The sequence below is a fragment of the Acidovorax sp. Root275 genome (assembly GCF_001428965.1).
Lineage (GTDB): Bacteria > Pseudomonadota > Gammaproteobacteria > Burkholderiales > Burkholderiaceae_C > Acidovorax > Acidovorax radicis.
The window spans coordinates 121376-142384 of record NZ_LMJH01000011.1 but is presented as its reverse complement, the minus strand read 5'-3'; the positions used below and the strand labels follow the sequence as shown (position 1 = coordinate 142384).

Here is a 21009-nt window from a genome sequence, read left to right as displayed (position 1 = left end):
TCAGCTCACCCGGTGGTGGGTGATGCACAGGCCCAGGCCCCAGGCGGCGATCAGCCCGGCGGCCACGGCCAGCGGGTGCACGGCAGGGGCCATGCCCAAGGCCTGTACCGCGGACACCACCAGCAGCATGGCCAGCGCCAGCCCCACCGCCCATTGGCAGGCGCGGCCATGCATCTGGCGCTGCAGTTCGTCCAGCTGGCGGTAGCGGCGATAGCCCAGCCACGCCAACAGACCACACGCTGCCGCCAGCAGCCCTGCCGCCCACCGGCCCGACGCCAGCGGCAGGTGCGCGAGCTCCAGGCTGGCGAGGCCCAGCAAGATCACCAGGAGCAGGCCGGCGAGCACCTTGGCCAGGTAGATGATTTGTTCCAGGGGAGGGGGAAGTTCGTTCATGCGGGCCTCAAGAAGTAAAGTTTGCTTTACAAATTGTCGTGCCGCGGCGATGTCCATGTCAAGTTTCTTTTACTTTTGACGGTGTGGAGTCGGCCACGAACATCGAAAACTCAGTGTTTTTGGCCGCTGGCGCTTGTTGTATAAACATTTACTGCTATCAATAAAATAGCAAATGACACGCGACCCCATTGCATCGCCCGATCTCAAACGAGCGACGGCAAGCCAAACGCCCCAACGCCGCGTCGTTCCCTCACTGAGGACAGTCACGCAGCGGCTTAAAGGGGCAGCCTCCGCATTCCCGTGAACGCTTCGAACTCCCAGCTGCGCATGGCCAAGAGCAGCGTGTAGCCCTCCAGCTCCCGCGGCGGCAGCTTCTGGTCGGCCAAGTGCTGCTGCGCAAAGTCCTGCGCCACGCGCTGCATGCGTTCCATGAACGCGGGCGCCAGGCCCCGGCTGATGGTGCCGTGCACCAGCAGCACGCCTTCGCCCGAGCCGTCGAAGCCGCCGGAAAAGTAGTCGAGCAGCGCGTGCTCGCGAAAGTAGTTCATCACCGGGCCGTGGGGCCGCCAGCGGAAGGTCTTGGCGAGCTTCAATCGGTAGCGGTTCAGCGGCCGCAGCTCGATGATGCCGATGCGGTCGAGTTGCGCCAGGTACTTGATGCCCTCGGCCTCGGACAGGCGGTAGGTGGTGGTCACCTGCTCCAGCGTCCACTGGCTCAGCACGCAAATGGCCATCAGCAGCAGCTTCTTGTCGGCGACCACGGCGCGCTCCTGCTCCTGCGTCAGCTCCTTGAGCAGGGGCTGGTTTTCGGCCACGCGGCGTGCGAGGTCGGCAAAGTCCAGCGCCAGCGCGCGGCAGATCGCGTCGATGCGCGACAGCGGCATGTCGCCCTTGGCCAGCATGCGCTTGACGCTGGACTCGGCCATGCCCAGGGCCTGCGCCAGGTCGGCGTAGGTCATCTGGGCGGTCTTGAGTTCTTTTTTCAGGGCGAGAACGAGGTCGGCTGTGGTGCTCATGGGTATCGATTATCAATACCGAGGGTGTCTTTGGCGGCAATCGGTGCGACTTTTTGGTGGTGACGTGGCGTGGGCTGCGCACACTGCGCCGCATTCACTGCCCAACCCTGCGGATGCGAAGACCATGACCTTTCTGATTTCTCTCCCCACCCGGCGCCACAAGCCCGTGACGCGCGCTGAAGCGGGCCTGCTGCTGGGCGTGATCGCGTTGCTGGCGCTGGCCGTGTTCGGGCCGGTGCTGCCTGCCAGCGTGCACCAGCACGGTTTTGCCGATCGGCGGGCGCTGTGGGGTATTCCTTGTGCGATGGATGTGCTGAGCAATCTGCCGCTCGCCATCGCAGGGGTGTGGGGCTTGCGGGCATTGCGCCGTCTGGCCGCCGGCGCTCTGGACCACACATCCCACGCGATGGTCACGCTGTTTTTCGTGGGGTTGGTGTGCACGGCCATGGGCTCGGGCGTGTACCACTGGCAACCGCAGGACGCAGGCCTGCTGTGGGACCGGTTGGGCATGGTGCTGCCTTTTGCGGGCCTGTTGGGGCTGGCGGCGACCAGCCGCGTGAGCCAGCGGGCGGGGTGGGCCACGGCGGGCGCGATGCTGCTGGCCGGACCGCTGGCCGTGCTGTGGTGGTCGCACGCTGGCAACCTGATGCCCTGGGCGGTGGTGCAACTGGGCGGCATGCTGGTGGTGCTGGCACTGGCTTGCTGGCCCCGGCGCGATGGCGCCCTGGCGGTGCACCTGGGCGCGGTCATTGGCCTGTATGCCGTGGCCAAGTTGTTCGAGGCCGCCGATCACGCGGTGTTTGACGCCACAGCGCAGTGGGTGTCGGGACACAGCATCAAGCATGTGTTCGCTGCCAGCGCTGCCTGGCCGGTGTTGCTGGCACTGGCGGCATTGCGCAACAGCGGTGCACGGGGTGCGCCGCACGTCACGCTGTCCGGGCAGAATGGCGCCCACACCGTGGGTGTCGCACGCAGGTTCCGCGCCTGAGTGGCGGGGCACTGGATACACAAACACAAAGACACAGCAAACCCATCGGAAACGAGGAGAAAAGCATGCACCCCGAGACCCCCTCAACCAGCGTTGCGCCAACGCATGAGGACCCGAACCAGTTCGCCCTGCTGCGCCAACGGCGGTTTGCACCGTTTTTCTGGACCCAGTTTTCAGGCGCCGCCAACGACAACCTGTTCAAGTTCGCGTTCACCGTGATGGTGACCTACCAGCTCAGCGTGTCGTGGCTGCCGCCGGCGATGGCGGGGCTGGTGATCGGTGCGCTGTTCATCCTGCCGTTCCTGCTGTTCTCGGCCACCTCGGGCCAGCTCACCGACAAGTACGACAAGACGAAGATGATCCGCTTCGTGAAGAACCTGGAGATCGCCATCATGCTGGTGGCGGCGGGTGGGTTCATCGCGGGCAATGTGCCCATCCTGCTGCTGTGCACCTTCCTGATGGGCGTGCACTCCACGCTGTTCGGGCCCGTCAAGTTCGCCTACATGCCGCAGGTACTCAGTGAGCGTGAGCTCACCGGCGGCAACGGCATGGTCGAGATGGGCACCTTCGTGGCCATCCTGCTGGGCAACGTGGCGGGCGGACTGCTGGTGGCGCTGCCTGGCATCGGCCACACCACGGTGGCCGTGGCGTGTGTGGTGGCCGCGCTGATTGGGCGCGCGGTGGCGCAATTCATCCCTTCGGTGCCGGCCACCGACCCGGGGCTCACCATCAACTGGAACCCCTTCACCGAGACCTGGCGCAACCTCAAGCTTGCGCACGAGAACATCGTGGTGTTCCGCTCGCTCCTGGGCATCAGCTGGATGTGGTTCTTCGGCGCGGTGTTCCTGTCGCAGTTTCCGAGCCTGGCCAAGGAAGTGCTGCACGGCAACGAGCAGGTGGCTTCGCTGCTGCTGGTGGTGTTCTCCATCGGCATTGGTATTGGCTCGCTGCTGTGCGAGGTGCTCTCGCGCCGCCATGTCGAGATCGGCCTGGTGCCGCTGGGTGCCATTGGCATGAGCGTGTTTTCCATCGACCTGTACTTCGCGGCGCGCAGCCTGCCACCGTCGGAAATCATGGGCCTTGGCGCCTTCCTTGCACAAAGCCAGCACTGGCGTGTGATGCTCGACCTGGCGCTGCTCAGCCTGTTTGCGGGCCTGTACAGCGTGCCGATGTACGCCTTGATCCAGATGCGCAGCCAGCCCACGCACCGCGCGCGGATCATCGCGGCCAACAACATCCTGAACGCGCTGTTCATGATTGCGAGTTCGCTCATCGCCGGCGCGCTGCTGGGCGCGGGCTTCACGGTGCCGCAGATCTTTTTGTTCGTAGGCCTGGCGAATGCGGTGGTGGCGTTCTACATCTTCATGCTGGTGCCCGAATATCTGCTGCGCTTTGTGGCCTGGATGTCATCGCGCTTCGTGTACCGCTTCAAGGTGCAGGGCGACGAAAACCTGCCCACCACTGGTGCGGCCATCCTGGCGTGCAACCACGTGAGCTTCATCGACGCGGTGCTGCTCATGGCCGCGAGCCCGCGGCCGATCTATTTTGTGATGGACCACCGCATCTTCCGCGTGCCGGTGCTCGGCTGGCTGTTCCGCCTGGCCAAGGCCATCCCGATCGCGCCGTACAAGGAAGACCCCGCCACCTACGACGCCGCCTTCGAGCGCGCGGCCCAGGTGCTGCGCGAGGGTGATCTGCTGGCCATCTTCCCGGAGGGCGGCATCACCAAGGACGGACAGCTGCAGGAGTTCAAGGGCGGCATCATGAAGATCATCGAGCGTGCGCGCGAAGAGGGCGTCGAGGCGCCGGTGATCCCCATGGCGCTGACCAACCTGTGGGGCTCGTACTTCAGCCGCATCGAGCAGGGCGGTGCGATGGTGCGGCCGTTCCGCAGGGGGTTCTACAGCCGGGTGGGGCTCAATGTGGGCCGTCCTGTAGCGTCTCAGGCCGTGCAGCCCGCGCTGCTGCGCAGCCAGGTGGCAGACCTGTTGCAAACATGAGCACGGCAGACGTTGCCATCGCGGCTGTGCCGGCAGCGGACCCCGGTGCATTGACGGATCGCATCCTGGATTTCTTGCGCGGCATCGGCCTTGCGGTCTGTGAGGCTGAGGTGCCTGACGACAGCTTTCTGCCTGGCGTCCGCATCGAGCGGGGTGGGCTGCGCGTGGACCGGGTGCGGCTGCGCTGGCCCGGTGACCTGCTGCACGAGGCCGGCCACTTGGCGGTGGTGCCTGCCGCCCAGCGCCCCACCCTGGACGACGCACTGCAGGACCTGCCCGCAGTGCCCCATGGCGGTGAGATCGAGGCAACCGCCTGGGCGTGGGCCGCGCTGTGCCACCTGGGGATGGATTCCGCTGTGCTGTTCCACGACGGCGGATACCACGGGCGGTCCGCCGGGCTGCGCACCGCTTTCGAACTGGGGGTGTACCTGGGGGCGTCGGGGCTGGCAGCTGCGGGGCTCACCCTGCTGCCGGCGCAGCAGGTGCCTGGCGGTCCGCATGCCTATCCCCACATGCTGACCTGGTTGCGGGACTGAGGCGCCGGAAAAGCGCAGCGCTCACTCCGCACGAATCTGCGCCCGTTGCGCAATCGCCCGCATGCGTGGCAGCTCGTCCTCGATCTGCGCCAGCACGGCATCGCCCGTGGCATAAGACGGCTCCAGCCCTGCGGCGATGAGCTTGCTGCGGATATCGGCGTCCGCCAGGGTCTCGGCCAGTGCCTTGTGCAATTTGGCCTTGGCCTCGGCGGGCAGGCCGCGCGGCGCGACCACGGCCAGCCAGGAATCGGCCGAGAACCCCGGAAAGCCACTTTCTGCCACCGTGGGCACGTCGGGCAGCTGCGTGGCCCGCGTGGCGCCCGTGACGGCAATGGCCTTGATCTTGCCCGCCTTGAGCTGTGGCAGCGCTGCCGCCACGGTGTCGATGGTGAAGGGGATCTGCCCGCCCATCAGGTCGGCCATGGCGGGGGCGCTACCCCGGTAAGGCACGTGCATCAGCTTGATGCCTGCGGCCGACCAGGTCAGCTCGGCTGCGAAATGCCCCGTGGTGCCGTTGCCGAACGAGCCGTAGGAGAACTTGTCTGGAGTGCGCTGCACGGCGGCGATCAGCTGCCGGAGGTTGTTGACCGGCACATCGCGGTGGGCCAGCAGAATCAAGGGCACACGGGCGACCAGGCCGACGGGCTCGTAGCTCTTGACGGGGTCGTAGGGTAGCTTGGCGTTCAGCGCGGGGTTTACGGTGAAGGTGGAGCCCGAGCTGATCAGCAGCGTGTAGCCGTCCGCCGGTGCGTTGGCCACAAACGATGCGCCTACGATGGTGCCCGCGCCCGCCTTGTTTTCGATGACCACCGCCTGGCCCAGGCGTTCGCCCAGCTTCTTGCTGATGAGCCGGCCCACGATGTCCACCGCCCCGCCGGGCGGGAAGGGCACGATGAGCTGAACGGGTTTGGCGGGGTAGCCGTCGGCGTGGGCCTGGGTCGCAAAACCTAGCCCCCCAGAAGCGATGGCGGCAATGGTGGCGATGGACAGGGCGACGCCAGTGCGTCGCGTCAGAGGCAAGTGGTTCATTCGGCGATCCTTCGGATGAGGGCTGGTTGTGTTCAGCCGTTGCTACCTGCGGACAGGGTCCAGGATGCGCCAGTCTTCGTTTCGCTCTGGCGGCCCGCCAGGGCCTGTCGCTACCACGGAAGTTCGGTCAGCCGACATGGCCGGCGGGATGCACCGGCCGTGGCGGGGAGACCCGGCGGCGTGCACGGGTCTGAGGAAACGCAAAGATAAAAAAGCAGAGGTGCTCAGATCACGGAGAGCCCGGCCAGCCGGCACAGGCGCTGCTGCTCCGTTTCCTCGCGCGGGGCATCAGCCGTTGCGAAAAAGAAAGCTGTAGGCGTTCAACGCCGGCACCCCTCCCAGGTGCGCGTACAACACACGGGAGCCTTCGGGGAATTCGCCCTTGCGCACCATGTCGATCATGCCGTGCATGGACTTGCCTTCGTACACCGGGTCGGTGAGCATGCCTTCCTGGCGGGCGCACAGGCGGATGGCTTCGAGCGTGCCCTCGTTGGGCAAGCCGTACTCCGGGCCGCCGTAGCGCGTGTCCAGCACCACATCCTCGGCCGTGATCTCCTGGCCCAGCTCCACCAGCTTGGCCGTGTTCTGCGCGATGCGCAGCACCTGGGCATGGGTCTTCTCGGGCTTGGCCGAGGCGTCGATGCCGATCACCTTGCGCGCCCGGCCGTCGGCCGCAAAGCCCACCACCATGCCGGCCTGCGTGCTGCCCGTGACCGAGCACACGACGATGTAGTCGAACTGGAAGCCCAGCTCCTTCTCTTGCTGGCGCACTTCCTCGGCAAAACCCACGAAGCCCAGGCCACCGTACGGGTGCTCGGAGCAGCCGGCCGGGATGGGGAAGGGCTTGCCGCCGGCCTTCTTCACGTCGTCCATGGCCTGCTCCCAGCTGGGGCGGATGCCGATGTCGAAGCCCGCAGCGTCCAGGCGCACGTCGGCGCCCATGATGCGGCTCATCTCGATGTTGCCCACGCGGTCGTACACCGCGTCGGAGTAGTTGACCCAGTTCTCCTGCACCAGCACGCACTTCATGCCCAGGTGCGCGGCCACCGCGGCCACCTGGCGCGTCTGGTTGGACTGGATGCCGCCGATGGAGACCAGCGTGTCGTAGCCGCCCGCAATCGCCTCGGGGATGAGGTATTCGAGCTTGCGCGTCTTGTTGCCGCCGAAGGCCAGGCCCGAGTTGCAGTCCTCGCGCTTGGCATACAGGTGCACCTTGCCGCCCAGGTGGGCCGACAGGCGCGGCAGCGCGGTGATGGGCGAGGGCCCGAAGGTGAGCGGGTGGCGGGCGAATTTCTGCAGGTTCATGGCGGTGTTCCGGTCGATGGAAGGGATGGGGTGCAAGGGGTGGCTTGCAGTGCCTTCATCGTAGAAAGACACGCGCATCAAGTGGTTGCGAATTTCATCGGTATTTCAGAGTTTTTCATTTCTGAATCAGAATATCGACGATAAATATTTCTTGAAAAGAAAAATGTGCGCAACAAAAGTTCGTTCCAAGAATGTGCCGCAGGCCGATGTGTCGGCTGAGCTGGACCGCACTGACAAAGCCATCCTGCGCCAGTTGCAGCGTGATGCCTCGCTGTCCAACGTCGCGCTGGCCGAGAAGGTGCACCTGAGCGCACCCGCCTGCCTGCGGCGCGTGGAGCGGCTCAAGCGCCTGGGGCTCATCGACGGCGTCGTGGCACTGCTCAACCCCAAGGCCGTGGGTGCTGGCATGCTGGTGATGATTGGCGTGGTGCTGGACCGCTCCACGCCCGAATCGTTTGCCGAGTTTGAAAAGGCCGCCGCCAAAATCTCGGGCTGCATGGAGTGCCATGTGGTCACCGGCGAGTTCGATTACTTCATGCTGGTGCGCACGCGTGACAACGACAGCTTTAACCACCTGCACGCCGAGCAGCTGATCTACCTGCCCGGAGTGCGGCAGGTGCGCTCGTTCATGGTGCTGCGCAATGTGCTATCGACCACGGAGTTGCCGCTGGCGCTGTAGCGGCCGTGGAGAGGCTCACTGCGCCCCGCGCAGCCGCCCCATCACGGCCGCCCAGGCCGGGCCCCCGAACACGTTGACCACGAGGCCCGCCATCAGCAGCCCCGCACCCGCAAAGTGCACGGGCAACAGTTGCTCGCCAAACACCCACCAGCCCGTGGTCAGGCCCACCACGGGCACCAGCAGCGTGAAGGGCGCCACGCGGTTCACGGGATAGCGCGACATGAGATACGTCCACAGCCCGAAGCCCAGCAACGTGGAGATCCACGCGATATAGGCCACGGCGGCCATGGATTTGAAGGACAGGTGCTGCACGGCTGCCAGTACAGCGGTGGGGCCGTCCATCACCAGCGCCAGGGCCACGAACGGCAGCGGCGCGACCACGCTGGACCAGACGATGAAGGCAAACTGGTTCATCGGCCCATACCGCCCCACGGCGCGGGTGACGATATTCCCGCAGCCCCACATCGCAGCGGCCGCCACGGTCAGCGCAAAACCCGCCAACGGCATCGATGCGCCGTGGGCACTGCCAATCAGCACCAGCCCCACGCCTGCCAGCGCCAGGCCCGCCACCTGGTTGCCCTGCCATTTCTCACGCAGCCACCAGGCCGCCAGCAGCAGCGTGAAGAACGACTGCGCCTGCAGCACCAGCGAAGCCAGGCCCGACGGCATGCCGATGTGGATGGCGGTGAACAGCAGCGCAAACTGGCCCACGGCCATGGTCATGCCATACAACAGGTACAGCCGCAGCGGAACCTTGGGGGGCTTGACGAACAGCAGCGCTGGAAACGCCGCCAGCAGGTAGCGCAGCGCGCCCAGCAGCATGGGCGGCACATCGGCCACGCCGACCTTGATCACGGCAAAGTTCAAGCCCCAGACGATGATGACAAGCAGGGCGAGGGCAAGGTCGCGGGGGCGCAGGGCAGTGTTCATTCCCTGCATTCTGGAGGATTCGCTCGGTGGGTGGCCGAGCGTTTCAGGACCAGCGCGGTGCGAAAACGGACAAACCCGCAGGGAAGCTCCGGGACCTCCGGGACGTTACGCCGATTCGACCGCGAAGCTCAGCCCAGCGTTGGCCTGCAGCCGCGTTATCAGCTTGTCACCCAGAGCGGGGGCCGTGGTCCAGATGCCGCCCGGAGTCTCGGTGGCATCCTGCAGCAGGCAGACGGCTGCTTCGGTGATCATCTTGGAGGTGGAGCCATAGCCCGGGTCGCGGTCGCCCTTCACACCCACGCGCAGGCTGTTGCCAGCGGCGTCGGTGCCCAGGAACAGCACGTCGTAAAACCCATTCTCGCGTTCTTCGCGCGAAGGGCCTTCGCCGGGCTTGGGGCCCTTGTCAGAGCCCAGCGATTTGTCGCCCGCCACGGCGTTGGCGATGGCTTCGCCCTTGTCGCCGGGGCCGGTGATGAGCATCTCGTCGTAGACGAAGTCGGCGCCGTAGGCGTGCTGCAGCAAGAAGTTGGAGCGGTGCACGTTGCGGGTGTTGATGGCGGCCATCACGAAGGGGGCCACCCAGACTCCTTCACCCAGGGCTTCGTCCACCATGGGTTTGTGGCCCGAGGGCTGGCGCGGCCCGTCGAATCCGGGTGTGAGCGAGAACGGGTTCTTCAGCAAATCCAGCACGGCGGGGTTGGTGGCCGCTGCAGCCATGGTGGCCTTCAGGCTGGCGGCTGTGCCGCCAGAGAACGTGCCCTTCATCTTGCGCACCCGGCCCCGCACTCTGGGCGCGGGGTGACCAAAGCGCTGGCCAAATTCCTTTTGCAGCAGGAACACGCCCAGGTCGAACGGGATGGAGTCGAACCCGCACGAGAACACGATGCGCGCGCCGCTGGCCTTGGCCGTGGCTTCGTGCGCGTCGATCATCTGGCGCATCCAGGCGGGTTCGCCGCACAGGTCCACGTAGTCCACGCCGGCTGCCGCGCAGGCGGCCACGAGTTCGTTGCCGTACAGCTGGTAGGGGCCCACGGTGGTCAGCACCAGGCGGGTCTGGGCCATCAGGGCCTGCAGGCTGGCGGGGTCGGTGCTGTCGGTCACGATGAGCGGGGTGTCGGCGGGGGCGCCGACTTCGTCGCGCACGGCGGCCAGCTTGTCGGCGCTGCGCCCGCCCATGGCCCAGCGCAGGCCGCTGCCGGCGGGGTAGCGCTGCAGCAGGTATTCGACGACCAGGCGGCCGGTGAAGCCGGTGGCGCCGTGGACGACGATGTCAAAGGGTTTGGCGGTGGTCATGGGGCGGTCTCCGTGCGGGCGTTGCAGCAGTCAAAGGCTGCGATTGTCAAAGACAAGCCGGTGCAGTGATGTCGCCCAGGTGCCCCGGTCCATGCGGTGAAAGTATCGCAATTCGATACCAACGAGCCGGGCAGCCGCCACTGGCGCAACCTGTTGGCGGCGGCGGCGGGCCGGCGCGGCACTATCCGTTCCGTGTTCAACCACGGCCCTTTCAGGCCACCCCACTTGTATGTCGTCTTCTTCCACCCTCATCCAGCGTGACACCCGTGCATGGCAACTCCAGGTGTGGGTCTCGTTCGGAATCGCCGTCTTTCTGTGCGCCGTGGGGCTGGCCTGGCTGCCGGGCGAGCAGCTGGAGCAGGCGTTCATGGTGATGGGCTATGTGTTCTGCCTCTCGGCCGCGTTCGTGCTGGCCAAGTTCGTGCGGGACAACGAGAGCGCCGCGCGCCGCGGTGCGGGCGACACGCCCATGTGGAAGCTGGTGGTCTGGGGCGGCTTCGTGGTGGCCATGGGCCTCACCGGCTGGGGCCTGTTCGGCATGGAGATCAACGTGACCTACAAGGCCTTTCTGGGTGTGAGCTGGCTGTACCTGATCACCACCGCCTTCACGCTGGCCAAGATGCTGCGCGACCGCCACGAGGCTGACCTGCTGGAAGCACGCCTGCAAGGCCGCCGCGAAGCTGCCGCAGCACATGCTGCTACGTCTGGTAACAACGCCAGCTGAGTTTCCGGCGTTCGCCATGGAGCTATGGCGGATGCTCGGAGGTTGCCCTGAAAAAAACCGGTGCTGCAGCGCTACTGCGCAGCACCTCCTGTGAGGAGTGAAACCATGAAGAAGTTGTCGAAGATCCTGACCCTTGCCCTGGCCGCCGGCCTGCTGTGCACGCTGGCTGCCCTGCCCGCACGGGCCCAGAGCGAGGCCTCGGCCGCGCTGTCGCTGTTGCCCATCGCGTCGGTGGTGGGCACGGCCTCGGTGGCGTCTGCCGCTGCTGGCGCGGTCGTGACGGTGCCAGCGGCCCTGTCGGTCGCCGGTGCGGTGCTGACGGTGAAGACGGTGGAGGCGTCCGCCACCGGCACGGTGTATCTGCTGGAGCGCGCATCGGACGGCGCCCGGGTCAGCGTCGAGGTGGCGGGCCGGGGCGTGGGCGCATCGGCGCACGCCGTGGGCACCGTGGTGACTTGCAGCGTGATCGGCACGGGTGTGGTGCTGTCGGTGGCGGGCGAGGCGATTGCCTTCGTGCCCAACGCCATCGGCCGTGCGCTGCTGCACAACGAGCGTCTGTAAGGGCACCGCCATGAATGTGCAGCAGATGACCGTGACGACCCCGGGGCATGCCCGCATGCGCTCTTTCAACCCCGCCATGCTCGGCCTGGCCCTGGTGGCGGGCGCGGCCTTGCTGGCGGTACCCGCGGCCCACGCGGGCCGCTCCTGCGAGGCCGCGAAACCCGTGCCGGCCAAGGTGATCGAGCGTGGCATGCAGCTGGCGCAGCAGACCTCGGCCGCGCTGGATGCGGAGCACGCCAGGTCCGGCGCCCAGGTGGTGGTGCTCGCCCGCGCGGGGCAGGACCTGAGCAAATACGGCCTGCGCTATTCGCACCTGGGCTGGGCGTACAAGACGCCTGAGGGCCCATGGTGGGTGGCCCACAAGCTCAATGAATGTGGCACGGCCGTTGGGCACCTGTACCGCCAGGGGTTGGGCGAATTCTTCCTGGACGACCTGTGGCGCTACGAGGCGGTGTACGCCGTGCCCACGCCCGAGGTGCAGCAGCGCCTGATCGCCGTGCTGCAAGACAAGGGCCGCACCACGGCGCTGCAGCATCCGCCCTACAGCATGGTCAGCTACGCGTGGGGCCGCAAGTACCAGCAATCCAACCAGTGGGCGCTGGAGACCCTGGCGATGGCCATGGAGCCCACCACGGTGCGCACACGCGACCAGGCGCAGGCCTGGCTGCAGTTCAAGGGCTACGAGCCCACCGCCCTGAAACTGGGCCCGCTGACCCGCATGGGCGGGCGCGTGGGTTCGGCCAACATCGCATTTGACGACCACCCGAACGAGAAACGGTTTTCGGACCGCATCGAGACCGTGACCGTCGATTCGATGCTGGCCTGGCTGCAACGGGCGCAGCTGGTGGCTGCACCGGTGGTGCTGGTGGTGAAGAATTGAATAAAAATGGCCTTCAGCGCTTTATGGATAAGCGCTGATAGCTATTAAATGCATAGCATTTCCTGAGGGAAACGATCATGAGCAAATCGCTTCGGCTGTCCGAAAAATGGTTTCGCCGTGGCCTGTGGCTGGTGGCGCTGGTGTTTGCCAGCTTCCTCATCGGCCTGGGCGGCACCATCGTGGGCGATTTGCCCAAGGTCGAAACCCCGCTGCGCGTGGACGACTTCCTGGACAAGCCAGCGGCCGAGAGGCTGCGCGCCCAGGTCAAGGACGCGCGCCAGGCCGAGCAGGATGCGCAGACCGCGCTGGACCAGGCCCAGCTGCAGCGCAGCAAGGCCCGCAGCGAGACCCAGGCCGCGCGCGAGACCTTCAACAACTGGCTGGCCACGCGCAACGCCACCCAGCGCGCCGACCAGGACCCCGAAGTGCTGGCGCGCACCCAGGCGCTGGACGTGCTCAAGCTCGCCGAGCGCAAGACCCAGCAGGCGGTCGAGGCGCAGCAGCAGGCTGCGCTGGACGCACGCCAGGCGGCGGCAGCCACGCAGGAGCGCCTGAACGACATGGAAGCCGATGGCTACGTCAAGCTGGAGGCCGAGCGCCGCAAGGTGGAGCTGCGCGTGTTCCTGTACCGCCTGGCCCTCACCCTGCCACTCTTGGCGGTCGCCGGCTGGCTGTTCGCCAAGAAGCGCAAGGGCACCTACTGGCCGTTTGTATGGGGCTTCATCTTCTTCGCGCTGTTCGCCTTCTTCGTGGAGCTGGTGCCTTACCTGCCCAGTTACGGCGGTTATGTGCGCTACGTGGTGGGCATCGGCATCACGGCGCTGGTGGGGCGCTATGCCATCCTGGCGCTCAACCGCTACCTGGAGCGCCAGAAGTTGGCCGAGGCGCTGCCCGACCAGGAGCGCCGCAAGGAGTTGAGCTACGACGTGGCCCTGGCGCGCCTGGCCAAAAGCGTGTGCCCCGGCTGCGAGCGCCCGGTGGACCTCAAGAACGAGAAGATCGACTTCTGCCCGCACTGCGGCATCGGCCTGTTCGACCACTGCGGCCAGTGCACGACCCGCAAGAGCGCTTTTGCGCGGTTCTGCCATGCCTGTGGCACCGGTGCCGGCGTGCGGCTTGCCCGGGATGACTGATCGGCGCAACGCTTGAACACCGTGAAGGGGCTGCGCCGCCGTGAACTCCTGGGTGCACTGGCCGCCGCAGGCCTGGTGGGGGCCGCGGCGCCGCTGCGGGCCCACAGCGCTCCCGGGGCGCTGATCGAGAACGTGACCCGCCTGTACCCCGTGCGGGTATCCCGGGTGGTGGTGCCTGGCAGCGTGCAGGACGTGGTGCAGGCCGTGCAGAACTGGCCCGGCGCGGTGGCCGTGGGCGGCGGGCGCTACAGCATGGGCGGGCAGGTGGGCGTGGAGGGCGGCCTGCACATCGACATGCGCAGCATGAAGGGGCTGGTGTGGCTGGACACCACCGGCCGCAAGGTGCGCGTACAGGCCGGCATGCGCTGGCGCGACCTGCAAGACCACCTCGACCCCCACGACCTGGCGGTGCGCACCATGCAGAGTTATTCGAACTTCACGGTGGGCGGGTCCGTGTCGGTGAACGTGCATGGCCGCTATGTGGGGCACGGGCCCATCGGCGCGTCCGTGCGGGCCCTGCAGATCGTGCTGGCCAGCGGAGGCGTGCGCGAGGCCAGCCGCCACCAGCACCCCGACCTGTTCCGCGCCGCGCTGGGCGGCTATGGCGGGCTGGGCGTGATCACCGAGGTGGAGCTGGACCTGGATGCCAACACCGCCCTGGAGCGCGCCGTGGCCCACGTGGCGCTGGACGACTACCCGGGCTTCTTTGCCGCCAAGGTGGCCGCCAACGCGCAGGCCGTGATGCACAACGCCGACCTGTTGCCCCCCAGCTTTGACCGCGCCACTGCGGTGACCTGGGCCCGCACCGACAAGCCCGTGACGGTGCCCGAGCGCCTGGTGCCGCGCGGCCGGCGGTATGACCTGGACAAGAGCGTGATCTGGGCCATGACGGAGCTGCCGGGCGGCCACCAGTTGCAGCACAAGGTGGTCCGCCCCGCGCTGCTGCGTGGACATCCCGTGGTGTGGCGCAACCACGAGGCCAGCCTGGATGCAGCCTCTTTGGAGCCGGCCAGCCGCGCACAGTCCACCTATGTGCTGCAGGAATACTTTGTGCCCGTGGCCCGGTTCGCCGCTTTCACGCGGGGCTTGGCCCACATCCTGCAGCAGCACGGGGCGCTGGTGCTCAACATCTCGGTGCGCCACGCGCCGCCCGACCCCGATGCCGTCATGGCCTGGGCGCGCGAGGAGGTGTTTTCGTGGGTGCTGTACTACAAACAAGGCACCAGCCCCGAGGCCCGCACGGCGGTGGGCCTGTGGACGCGTGCGCTGATCGACCTGGCCCTGCAGCACGGCGGCACCTACTACCTGCCCTACCAGCGCCATGCCACACAGGCGCAGTTCGCGGCGGCCTACCCGCAGGCAGACCGGTTTCGTGCCACCAAGGCCGCCTGGGACCCCGAGGGGCGGATGACCAACATGCTGTGGAAGCAGTATCTGTAGCGCGCACCGGCGCTGCGGGTGGGCTGCTTTTGCGGCCCACGCCGTTTCGGCTTTTCAGGGTGCACCGTGCCGCCCGCGACGCCTGAAACGGGCACGGCCTCAGGCCCGCAGGTGCAAAGCGGCTTTTTGGGGCTTACCGCTTTGGGGGCTTACCCCATCATCACCTGGTTGCGCCCTTGGGCCTTGGCCCGGTAGAGCGCGGCATCGGCGGCGAGCAGCAGCATTTCCATGTCGGAATCGCCGCCCAGGCTGGCGCTGTGCACCAGGCCGACGCTGACCGTGGCGTGGTGCTGCGGGGCACCGCCTTCGGCGCCAAAGGGCAACTGTTCCACCACCTTGCGCAGCCGTTCTGCAATCGCATGCGCCTCGGCGGGCGAGGCATCGGGCAGCACCACCGCAAACTCCTCGCCGCCCAGGCGGCCCAGCACGTCCTGGGGGCGCAGCGCACTGGCCATGGCCTGGGCGATGCCAATCAGGAGCTGGTCGCCCGCACCGTGCCCCAGCTGGTCGTTGACCTGCTTGAAATGGTCCACGTCCACCATCAGCACCGCCAACCCGGCGGATTCGCGCTGGTAGCGTGCCACCAGCCGCTCACCCTGCTCCAGGAACGCGCGCCGCGCGAGCACCCCGGTCAGGTCGTCGTGGCGCACTGCGTGGTCGAGGCGGCGCAGGGCCTCGGCGCGTGCGGCACTGGCGCAGGCCACAGCCAGCGGCCCCAGCGCCAGCAGCGTGACGCCCACGCGCAGCGAGAACACATCGCTGGCATGCGCGGGTGTGAAATTGAGCACGCCAGTGGCGACCCCGGCCATGGTCCACAGGCACACCACCAGCGACAACAGGCTGGAGATGAAGGGGCTGTAGCTGAGCGCGCACCACAGCAGCCCCGGCACCACAAAGGCCAGCATGCCAGGACCGCCGATCACCGTGCGCACGCCCTCGGCCAGCAGCAGCGAGCTGACAGGGGCCAGGCGCCAGAACAGTGGCACACCCTGCAGGCCCTGCGGCGCGGGGGGCGGGGCATCTGCGCGCGGCGCAGCCAGCACCACCGGCACGATGAGCATGTAGTTCATGAGTTCGGTGCTGAACCACAGCGACAGCAGGTCGGTCCATGGGGTGTTGAAGTAGACCGGTGCGGCGCCACAGCCCGCCAGCGCCCCCACAGCACTGGCGGCCAGCGCAGCGAGCAGCAGGTAGAGCGCCGACACGGTGCGCTGCAGGCGCCGGATGCCTTCGTCCAGCCGGCGCAGCACCAACCAGCCCGCCGTGGCGCCCAGCAGGTTGGCCGCATTGAGCCACAGAGCCATGCCCCAGTGGCTGCCCGTCACCAGATCTGCCGCCACATAGCCCACGGCGGCCGCCACCCAGGCCGGTGGGCGCGCCAGCGTGGGGTAGCGCACCAGCAGCCCGAGCAGCAGCGCATTGGCGGGCCAGAAGGCCGACAGAAAGCCGATGGGCCGCGCAAAGATGCCCACCAGGCAGGCGGCAAAGATCAGCAGTGCCAACCCCAGCCAGGCCATGGGCGGCGAAAGGGGTCGGTGGATCACAAAAGGGCGGTACATAGGTGGGCTGCAGGGGGCGGCGGGGCGGCGCCCAGGTCCCTGCCGATTGTCCCCGGGCCGGGTGTGTTGGGAACGCTGCTGCGCAACCTTCAGAAACAATTGTTGACGATCTCCGGGTGGGCCGGGGAAGGTTTTCACTCTATGGGTAGTGTGGTGTTGCACGCTATCCGGCACTTAAAACCGCGTCTTTTCGGCCAGGGCAAGGCGCAAACCACAGCGATACCCGCAGGTATCGCGCGGATTTGCGACACAGCTTTGGCCAAAAATCCATCGGTTTTGAATGTGCCGTCAAGCATGCAGCACCCCACTAGGCGCTGCCCAGCAGCAGCGCCACGAGTTCACCCGTGCTGCTGGCCCCCAGCTTGCGCATGAGCCGTGCGCGGTGGGCGTCCACCGTGCGGTGGCTGATGTTCAGGTAGCGCCCGATCTGCTTGCTGGTGGCGCCGGTGACGATGTGCTGGGCGATTTCACGCTCCCGCAGGGTCAGCGGTGTGCTGACGGGGCGGCGGTGCGAGATGTCCTCGAACATCCATACCGCACGGGCAAACGGATCCGCCCGGTCCAGCGTACGGCCCACCACGTGGCACCAGAACAGCGATCCGTCGCGCCGCCGCATGATGCGCTCGTCGGCATAGCCCCCCGAATCCTTCATGGCCTGCAGGCCCCGGTGGCCGGTATGGGTGAACTCGTCGAACGAGGGGTACAGCGGCGCCAGCGGCTGGCCCAGCAGGTCGGCCAGTTCGTGGCCGAACATGTGGGCAAAGGCGTCGTTGCAGATCTCGATGCTGCGTTCGCGCGTCACGCACATGCCCACCGGGGCCAGGTTGAAAGCCAGCTCCAGCGCTTCGGTCGGGGTGGCAAAGGGTGGTGCGGGCATGGGGTGCGATTCTGCCGCAGGCCAATGGGCACAGCCCTGGGGAACCAGGGCCGGTTCAGGCCGTGCGCTCGTGCGTCACCACGACACGGTTGCGGCCAGCGCGCTTGGCGTCGTACAGCGCCCGGTCGGCCGCGCCCAGCCAGTCGGCCCAGGTTCCGCCACCGGAGTTCACGCAGGCCAGTCCAATGCTCACGGTGACGGGGATGTCCTCGCCCTGCTCGGACAGCCGGATCTGTTCCACGGCTGCGCACAGCCGCTGCGCGACGGCGGCCGCATCGCTGGCCGTGGCGTCTGGCAGATAGACCAGGAATTCTTCGCCACCCATGCGGGCCAGCAGGTCCGAGTCGCGCAGCTGGCTGCGCAGGGCTTGGGCCGAGGCGACGAGCACGCGGTCGCCCGCCGCATGGCCAAAGCGGTCATTGATGCGCTTGAAGTGGTCCAGGTCGAGCTGCGCGATGGCGCTGCCCGCCGGCAGTCGCGCGGGCAGCATCGACGTGGCCCAGCGGCGGTTGCCCGCGCCCGTGAGCGTGTCGGTTTGCGCCACCCGTTCCAGGCGCACTGCGGCCCGCTCGCTGGAGAGCGAAGAAACCATGAGTGCGATGCCGAAGTGGCAGAACATCTGCACATAGAAGGCCCGGGCAAATCCTGCGGAACTTGCGTTGTCGGTGGCGATGTACAACAGGCGCAACGCAAAGATGCTGGCGCTGAGCAGAAGGAGCCCTGCCAGCAGGGGGCGGGACGGCAGCGGTTCCGTGCGGTGATCACGCCACACCTCGTGGGCTGATCCGACCAGGGCCATGGCGGCGGTGATGTGAAAGGCGCCCGCGCGCAGCAGATTGTCCAGCGGAAACTGCGTGACCAGGCCCAGCACCAGCCAGCCACCGGGGACCAGGACGAGCACCGCCATCGGGATGCGCCTGCGCCCGCTCAATGCCCGCATGCCCGCCCAGAAGAGGGGGTAGCCGACCGTCCCCAGCAGCAGGCTGGTGTGGGTCCAGAGCCAGTCTGGCAGCACCAGGTATTCGCCCCGGCCCGCCAGTTCGGCCCCTATGGCCAGCAGCAGGTAGGCTGCTGCCAGCGGCTTGAGCCCCTGGGGGCGGCATGAATGCCGGCTGACGTGAAAGATGCTCAGCGCACCGGCCACCAGGGCGGTCTTGTAGAGCAGGAGGACGGTGGGGAGATCAAGCTGGAGGCCCATGTCGCGGAGCAATGGCGGTTTGGTTGTGGTCCCAGGCGGCGGTGGACCATGTCTGTATATCTTGGCTGGAATGGGGCGACAGGCGCTACCGTGAACTCCCGCAGTGCTCAGCGGCGGCGCCAGCGTTGCGCCCACTGCCGCCGGATGACCCGCGCCACGCGCCAGGCCCACGAGGCACGGGCACGCTCCAGCACGGTGTGCTTGAGGCGCATCCAGCGCGCATACGTCCATGCAAACCAGTGCAACTGCATGAGTGCTGGCTGCGTCAGCGTGAACAGCCGCGCCACCACGGCGGTGCCCACCACCTTGGCCAGCACGATCACCAGCATGCCCAGCACCACATGCCCCTGGCCCACCGCCCACAGGGCCAGCAGCTTGATGGGCAGCAACAGGGCCGTGGGCAACGTAAACACGGCCACCGCCGCCCACGGCGGCAGGGCGCGCACGCAGCCTTCGATCCAGCGCAGGCCAGGCCAGCGGCCAATGCGCGCCAGCAACTGCTGCAGTGGTACCCAGCCCCATTCCTCGAACAGGATCAGCAGGGCCAGCAGCCCGCTGCCCAGGCCGGTCAACATGCGCGCAGGCCAGCGCAGGAGGTGGTGCAGGAATTTTTGAATGATTTTGGCCTCTGGCGCTTATCTATAAAGCGCTGATAGCTAGCATTTTTATAGCTTTTGACCGTGCTTACACGCCCCGCGCCCGCTCGGCCTTGAAGTGCGCGCGGAACTGCGCGAACGCGCCTGCGTCGAGCGACTCGCGCACTTCGCGCATGAGGTTCAGGTAGTAGTGCAGGTTGTGCACGGTGGTGAGCATGGGGCCCAGCATTTCGCCGCAGCGGTCCAGGTGGTGCAGGTAGGCGCGGCTGAAACCCTCTCGCCCGCCGTCGTCCCACGACACGCCCGAGCTGCCCGCGCAGGCGTAGCAGGTGCAGCTGGTGTCCAGGGGCTGGTGGTCGGCCTTGTGGCGCGCGTTGCGGATCTTGAGGTCGCCAAAACGCGTGAACAGGGTGCCGTTGCGCGCGTTGCGGGTGGGCATCACGCAGTCGAACATGTCCACGCCGTCGGCCACGCCCTGCACCAGGTCCTCGGGCGTGCCCACGCCCATCAGGTAGCGCGGTTTGTGCGCAGGCAGGCGGTGCGGGGTGTGGGCCATGATGTCCAGCATCTCGTCCTTGGGCTCGCCCACGCTCACGCCGCCCACGGCGTAGCCGGGGAAGTCCATCTCGACCAGGCGCTCGAGTGACTCCTGGCGCAGGTGCTTGAACATGCCGCCCTGCACGATGCCAAAGAGCGCGTTGGGGTTCTGCAGGCGCTGGAACTCGTCATGCGAGCGTTTGGCCCAGCGCAGGCTCATCTCCATGCTCTTGCGCGCTTCGGCCTCGGTCGTCAGGTGGCCTTTGGTCTCGTACGGCGTGCACTCGTCGAGCTGCATCACGATGTCGGAGTTGAGCGTGGTCTGGATCTGCATGCTCACCTCGGGCGACATGAAGAGCTTGTCGCCGTTGACCGGGCTGGCGAACGTCACGCCTTCTTCGGTGATCTTGCGCATCGCGCCCAGGCTCCAGACCTGGAAACCGCCGGAGTCGGTGAGGATGGGCTTGTCCCACTTCTCAAAGCCGTGCAGGCCGCCAAAGCTCTGCATCACATCGAGGCCCGGGCGCATCCACAGGTGGAAGGTATTGCCCAGGATGATCTGCGCGCCCATGTCGTGCAGGCTGCGCGGCATCACGCCCTTGACGGTGCCGTAGGTGCCCACGGGCATGAAGATGGGGGTTTGCACCACGCCATGGTTGAGCGTGAGCGTGCCACGGCGTGCGTGGCTGGTGGGGTCGGTTTTGAGAAGGTCAAACTGCAGCATGATGGGGCGCATTGTCCCAGACGGGCCAGCCTGACCTGGCACAAGGGTATGGGCTGGCGCTGGCGGATGGCGTCGCTACACTGGTCTTCACTGACTCAAGGAGAACACCATGCTCAAGATCCTCATCGCCGTGGACGGCTCCGAACTCGCGCTGGATGGCGTGCACCACGCACTGGCGCTGGTGGGCCAGGGCCTGAAGGCCAGCGTGGTCCTGGCCAATGTGCAGGAACCCGCCACCCTGTACGAACTGGTGACCACGCGCGACCCCGACCTGATCGCCGCCGCCAGCCTGGAGGCGGGTGACCATCTCATGGCGTCGGCGCGGGCGCTGCTGGATGCCGCCGGGGTCGCGTACGAAACCGATGTGGGCGTGGGCGATGTGGCCCACACGCTGGTGGACATGATCGAGCGCTCGGGCTGCGACATGGTCATCATCGGCGCCAAGGGCCAGGGCGCTATCACCAGCGCACTGCTGGGTTCGGTGTCGCAGGAGGTGGCGCATTCCAGCCCGGTGCCGGTGACCATCGTCAAGCATGCCGAGGTGCTGGAGAGCGCGGACAGCGACGTGGCCGAGGACACGGAGGCCTGAGAGGCTGAGAGTCTTTTATCCG

The 21009-nt window shown here is 67.0% G+C and carries 21 protein-coding genes; 10 read left to right on the top strand and 11 right to left on the bottom strand.

Going from position 1 to position 21009, the window contains the following annotated elements; genetic code table 11:
* The gene (locus ASE52_RS24130; RefSeq protein WP_057229885.1) at window positions 1–393 is read right to left on the bottom strand and encodes a hypothetical protein; all 393 of its coding nucleotides are present in this window, start codon (window positions 391–393) and stop codon (window positions 1–3) included.
* Window positions 394–668: 275 nt separating this feature from the next.
* Window positions 669–1409, bottom strand: coding sequence for a helix-turn-helix transcriptional regulator (locus ASE52_RS24125; RefSeq protein WP_010466248.1), 741 nt, complete (start codon window positions 1407–1409; stop codon window positions 669–671).
* Between the two features lie 124 nt (window positions 1410–1533).
* On the opposite strand from ASE52_RS24125, the gene ASE52_RS24120 reads away from it, so the two are divergent.
* The 3 genes from ASE52_RS24120 (at window position 1534) to ASE52_RS24110 (ending at window position 4933) form a co-directional block, all read left to right on the top strand.
* A complete protein-coding gene (locus tag ASE52_RS24120; RefSeq protein ID WP_057230067.1) occupies window positions 1534–2397 on the top strand; it encodes a hypothetical protein in 864 nt (287 codons plus the stop codon).
* Between the two features lie 65 nt (window positions 2398–2462).
* A complete protein-coding gene (locus ASE52_RS24115; RefSeq protein ID WP_010466246.1) occupies window positions 2463–4397 on the top strand; it encodes an MFS transporter in 1935 nt (644 codons plus the stop codon).
* Window positions 4394–4933 carry a hypothetical protein gene (locus tag ASE52_RS24110; RefSeq protein WP_057229883.1) on the top strand — a complete coding sequence of 180 codons (540 nt, stop codon included), beginning with the start codon at window positions 4394–4396 and terminating at the stop codon, window positions 4931–4933. The genes ASE52_RS24115 and ASE52_RS24110 overlap by 4 nt, the downstream gene beginning before the upstream one ends.
* Window positions 4934–4954: 21 nt before the next feature.
* Here ASE52_RS24110 and ASE52_RS24105 read toward each other — a convergent pair whose 3' ends face one another.
* A complete protein-coding gene (locus ASE52_RS24105; protein WP_057229881.1) occupies window positions 4955–5962 on the bottom strand; it encodes a tripartite tricarboxylate transporter substrate binding protein in 1008 nt (335 codons plus the stop codon).
* Window positions 5963–6250: 288 nt separating this feature from the next.
* The gene (locus tag ASE52_RS24100) at window positions 6251–7267 is read right to left on the bottom strand and encodes a 1-aminocyclopropane-1-carboxylate deaminase (RefSeq protein ID WP_010466243.1); all 1017 of its coding nucleotides are present in this window, start codon (window positions 7265–7267) and stop codon (window positions 6251–6253) included.
* Window positions 7268–7430: 163 nt separating this feature from the next.
* Here ASE52_RS24100 and ASE52_RS24095 point away from each other — a divergent pair, with 163 nt between their 5' ends.
* Entirely contained in the window at window positions 7431–7946 is a 516-nt protein-coding gene (locus tag ASE52_RS24095; RefSeq protein WP_057229879.1) for an Lrp/AsnC family transcriptional regulator, read from the top strand.
* A gap of 15 nt (window positions 7947–7961) precedes the next feature.
* Here ASE52_RS24095 and ASE52_RS24090 read toward each other — a convergent pair whose 3' ends face one another.
* Complete coding sequence (locus ASE52_RS24090) at window positions 7962–8876, bottom strand: EamA family transporter (protein ID WP_082607004.1); 915 nt, start codon at window positions 8874–8876, stop codon at window positions 7962–7964.
* 105 nt (window positions 8877–8981) lie between these two features.
* Window positions 8982–10169: a saccharopine dehydrogenase NADP-binding domain-containing protein gene (locus ASE52_RS24085; RefSeq protein WP_057229877.1), complete on the bottom strand. Its 1188-nt coding sequence runs from the start codon at window positions 10167–10169 to the stop codon at window positions 8982–8984.
* Window positions 10170–10398: 229 nt separating this feature from the next.
* Here ASE52_RS24085 and ASE52_RS24080 point away from each other — a divergent pair, with 229 nt between their 5' ends.
* The 5 genes from ASE52_RS24080 to ASE52_RS24060 all read left to right on the top strand — a co-directional run bounded on the left by ASE52_RS24080 (window position 10399) and on the right by ASE52_RS24060 (window position 14907).
* The gene (locus ASE52_RS24080; RefSeq protein WP_010466238.1) at window positions 10399–10893 is read left to right on the top strand and encodes a YiaA/YiaB family inner membrane protein; all 495 of its coding nucleotides are present in this window, start codon (window positions 10399–10401) and stop codon (window positions 10891–10893) included.
* A gap of 105 nt (window positions 10894–10998) precedes the next feature.
* Complete coding sequence (locus tag ASE52_RS24075; RefSeq protein ID WP_057229875.1) at window positions 10999–11454, top strand: hypothetical protein; 456 nt, start codon at window positions 10999–11001, stop codon at window positions 11452–11454.
* Window positions 11455–11530: 76 nt separating this feature from the next.
* On the top strand, window positions 11531–12334 hold the full coding sequence (locus ASE52_RS24070; RefSeq protein WP_057272683.1) for a DUF2145 domain-containing protein: 804 nt from the start codon (window positions 11531–11533) through the stop codon (window positions 12332–12334).
* A gap of 77 nt (window positions 12335–12411) precedes the next feature.
* Entirely contained in the window at window positions 12412–13467 is a 1056-nt protein-coding gene (locus tag ASE52_RS24065) for a zinc ribbon domain-containing protein (RefSeq protein ID WP_010466235.1), read from the top strand.
* A 21-nt stretch (window positions 13468–13488) separates the two neighbouring features.
* Window positions 13489–14907 (top strand): FAD-binding oxidoreductase, encoded by a 1419-nt coding sequence (locus ASE52_RS24060; RefSeq protein WP_241777099.1) that lies wholly within the window; start codon window positions 13489–13491, stop codon window positions 14905–14907.
* 149 nt (window positions 14908–15056) lie between these two features.
* Here ASE52_RS24060 and ASE52_RS24055 read toward each other — a convergent pair whose 3' ends face one another.
* The 5 genes from ASE52_RS24055 to tgt form a co-directional block, all read right to left on the bottom strand.
* Window positions 15057–16466 carry a GGDEF domain-containing protein gene (locus ASE52_RS24055; protein WP_057229870.1) on the bottom strand — a complete coding sequence of 470 codons (1410 nt, stop codon included), beginning with the start codon at window positions 16464–16466 and terminating at the stop codon, window positions 15057–15059.
* Window positions 16467–16773: 307 nt separating this feature from the next.
* Window positions 16774–17343, bottom strand: a complete 570-nt coding sequence (locus ASE52_RS24050) for a PAS and helix-turn-helix domain-containing protein (protein ID WP_057229868.1) — start codon at window positions 17341–17343, stop codon at window positions 16774–16776.
* Between the two features lie 55 nt (window positions 17344–17398).
* The gene (locus ASE52_RS24045) at window positions 17399–18541 is read right to left on the bottom strand and encodes a GGDEF domain-containing protein (RefSeq protein WP_057229865.1); all 1143 of its coding nucleotides are present in this window, start codon (window positions 18539–18541) and stop codon (window positions 17399–17401) included.
* Window positions 18542–18648: 107 nt separating this feature from the next.
* Window positions 18649–19116 (bottom strand): hypothetical protein, encoded by a 468-nt coding sequence (locus ASE52_RS24040; RefSeq protein ID WP_241777094.1) that lies wholly within the window; start codon window positions 19114–19116, stop codon window positions 18649–18651.
* Window positions 19117–19225: 109 nt separating this feature from the next.
* Window positions 19226–20398 carry a tRNA guanosine(34) transglycosylase Tgt gene (tgt, locus tag ASE52_RS24035; protein ID WP_057230058.1) on the bottom strand — a complete coding sequence of 391 codons (1173 nt, stop codon included), beginning with the start codon at window positions 20396–20398 and terminating at the stop codon, window positions 19226–19228.
* Between the two features lie 109 nt (window positions 20399–20507).
* Here tgt and ASE52_RS24030 point away from each other — a divergent pair, with 109 nt between their 5' ends.
* Window positions 20508–20987 carry a universal stress protein gene (locus ASE52_RS24030; RefSeq protein ID WP_010466227.1) on the top strand — a complete coding sequence of 160 codons (480 nt, stop codon included), beginning with the start codon at window positions 20508–20510 and terminating at the stop codon, window positions 20985–20987.
* Window positions 20988–21009: the final 22 nt, after the last annotated feature.

Coding starts and splice junctions, on each gene's coding strand:
- ASE52_RS24110 (WP_057229883.1), top strand. CDS start 4,394: ATGAGCACGGCAGACGTTGCCATCGCGGCTGTGCCGGCAGCGGACCCC.
- ASE52_RS24030 (WP_010466227.1), top strand. CDS start 20,508: ATGCTCAAGATCCTCATCGCCGTGGACGGCTCCGAACTCGCGCTGGAT.
- ASE52_RS24090 (WP_082607004.1), bottom strand. CDS start 8,876: ATGAACACTGCCCTGCGCCCCCGCGACCTTGCCCTCGCCCTGCTTGTC.
- ASE52_RS24095 (WP_057229879.1), top strand. CDS start 7,431: ATGTGCGCAACAAAAGTTCGTTCCAAGAATGTGCCGCAGGCCGATGTG.
- ASE52_RS24115 (WP_010466246.1), top strand. CDS start 2,463: ATGCACCCCGAGACCCCCTCAACCAGCGTTGCGCCAACGCATGAGGAC.
- tgt (WP_057230058.1), bottom strand. CDS start 20,398: ATGCTGCAGTTTGACCTTCTCAAAACCGACCCCACCAGCCACGCACGC.
- ASE52_RS24055 (WP_057229870.1), bottom strand. CDS start 16,466: ATGTACCGCCCTTTTGTGATCCACCGACCCCTTTCGCCGCCCATGGCC.
- ASE52_RS24065 (WP_010466235.1), top strand. CDS start 12,412: ATGAGCAAATCGCTTCGGCTGTCCGAAAAATGGTTTCGCCGTGGCCTG.
- ASE52_RS24050 (WP_057229868.1), bottom strand. CDS start 17,343: ATGCCCGCACCACCCTTTGCCACCCCGACCGAAGCGCTGGAGCTGGCT.
- ASE52_RS24075 (WP_057229875.1), top strand. CDS start 10,999: ATGAAGAAGTTGTCGAAGATCCTGACCCTTGCCCTGGCCGCCGGCCTG.
- ASE52_RS24070 (WP_057272683.1), top strand. CDS start 11,531: ATGCTCGGCCTGGCCCTGGTGGCGGGCGCGGCCTTGCTGGCGGTACCC.
- ASE52_RS24085 (WP_057229877.1), bottom strand. CDS start 10,169: ATGACCACCGCCAAACCCTTTGACATCGTCGTCCACGGCGCCACCGGC.
- ASE52_RS24105 (WP_057229881.1), bottom strand. CDS start 5,962: ATGAACCACTTGCCTCTGACGCGACGCACTGGCGTCGCCCTGTCCATC.
- ASE52_RS24100 (WP_010466243.1), bottom strand. CDS start 7,267: ATGAACCTGCAGAAATTCGCCCGCCACCCGCTCACCTTCGGGCCCTCG.
- ASE52_RS24130 (WP_057229885.1), bottom strand. CDS start 393: ATGAACGAACTTCCCCCTCCCCTGGAACAAATCATCTACCTGGCCAAG.
- ASE52_RS24045 (WP_057229865.1), bottom strand. CDS start 18,541: ATGGGCCTCCAGCTTGATCTCCCCACCGTCCTCCTGCTCTACAAGACC.
- ASE52_RS24040 (WP_241777094.1), bottom strand. CDS start 19,116: ATGTTGACCGGCCTGGGCAGCGGGCTGCTGGCCCTGCTGATCCTGTTC.
- ASE52_RS24120 (WP_057230067.1), top strand. CDS start 1,534: ATGACCTTTCTGATTTCTCTCCCCACCCGGCGCCACAAGCCCGTGACG.
- ASE52_RS24125 (WP_010466248.1), bottom strand. CDS start 1,409: ATGAGCACCACAGCCGACCTCGTTCTCGCCCTGAAAAAAGAACTCAAG.
- ASE52_RS24080 (WP_010466238.1), top strand. CDS start 10,399: ATGTCGTCTTCTTCCACCCTCATCCAGCGTGACACCCGTGCATGGCAA.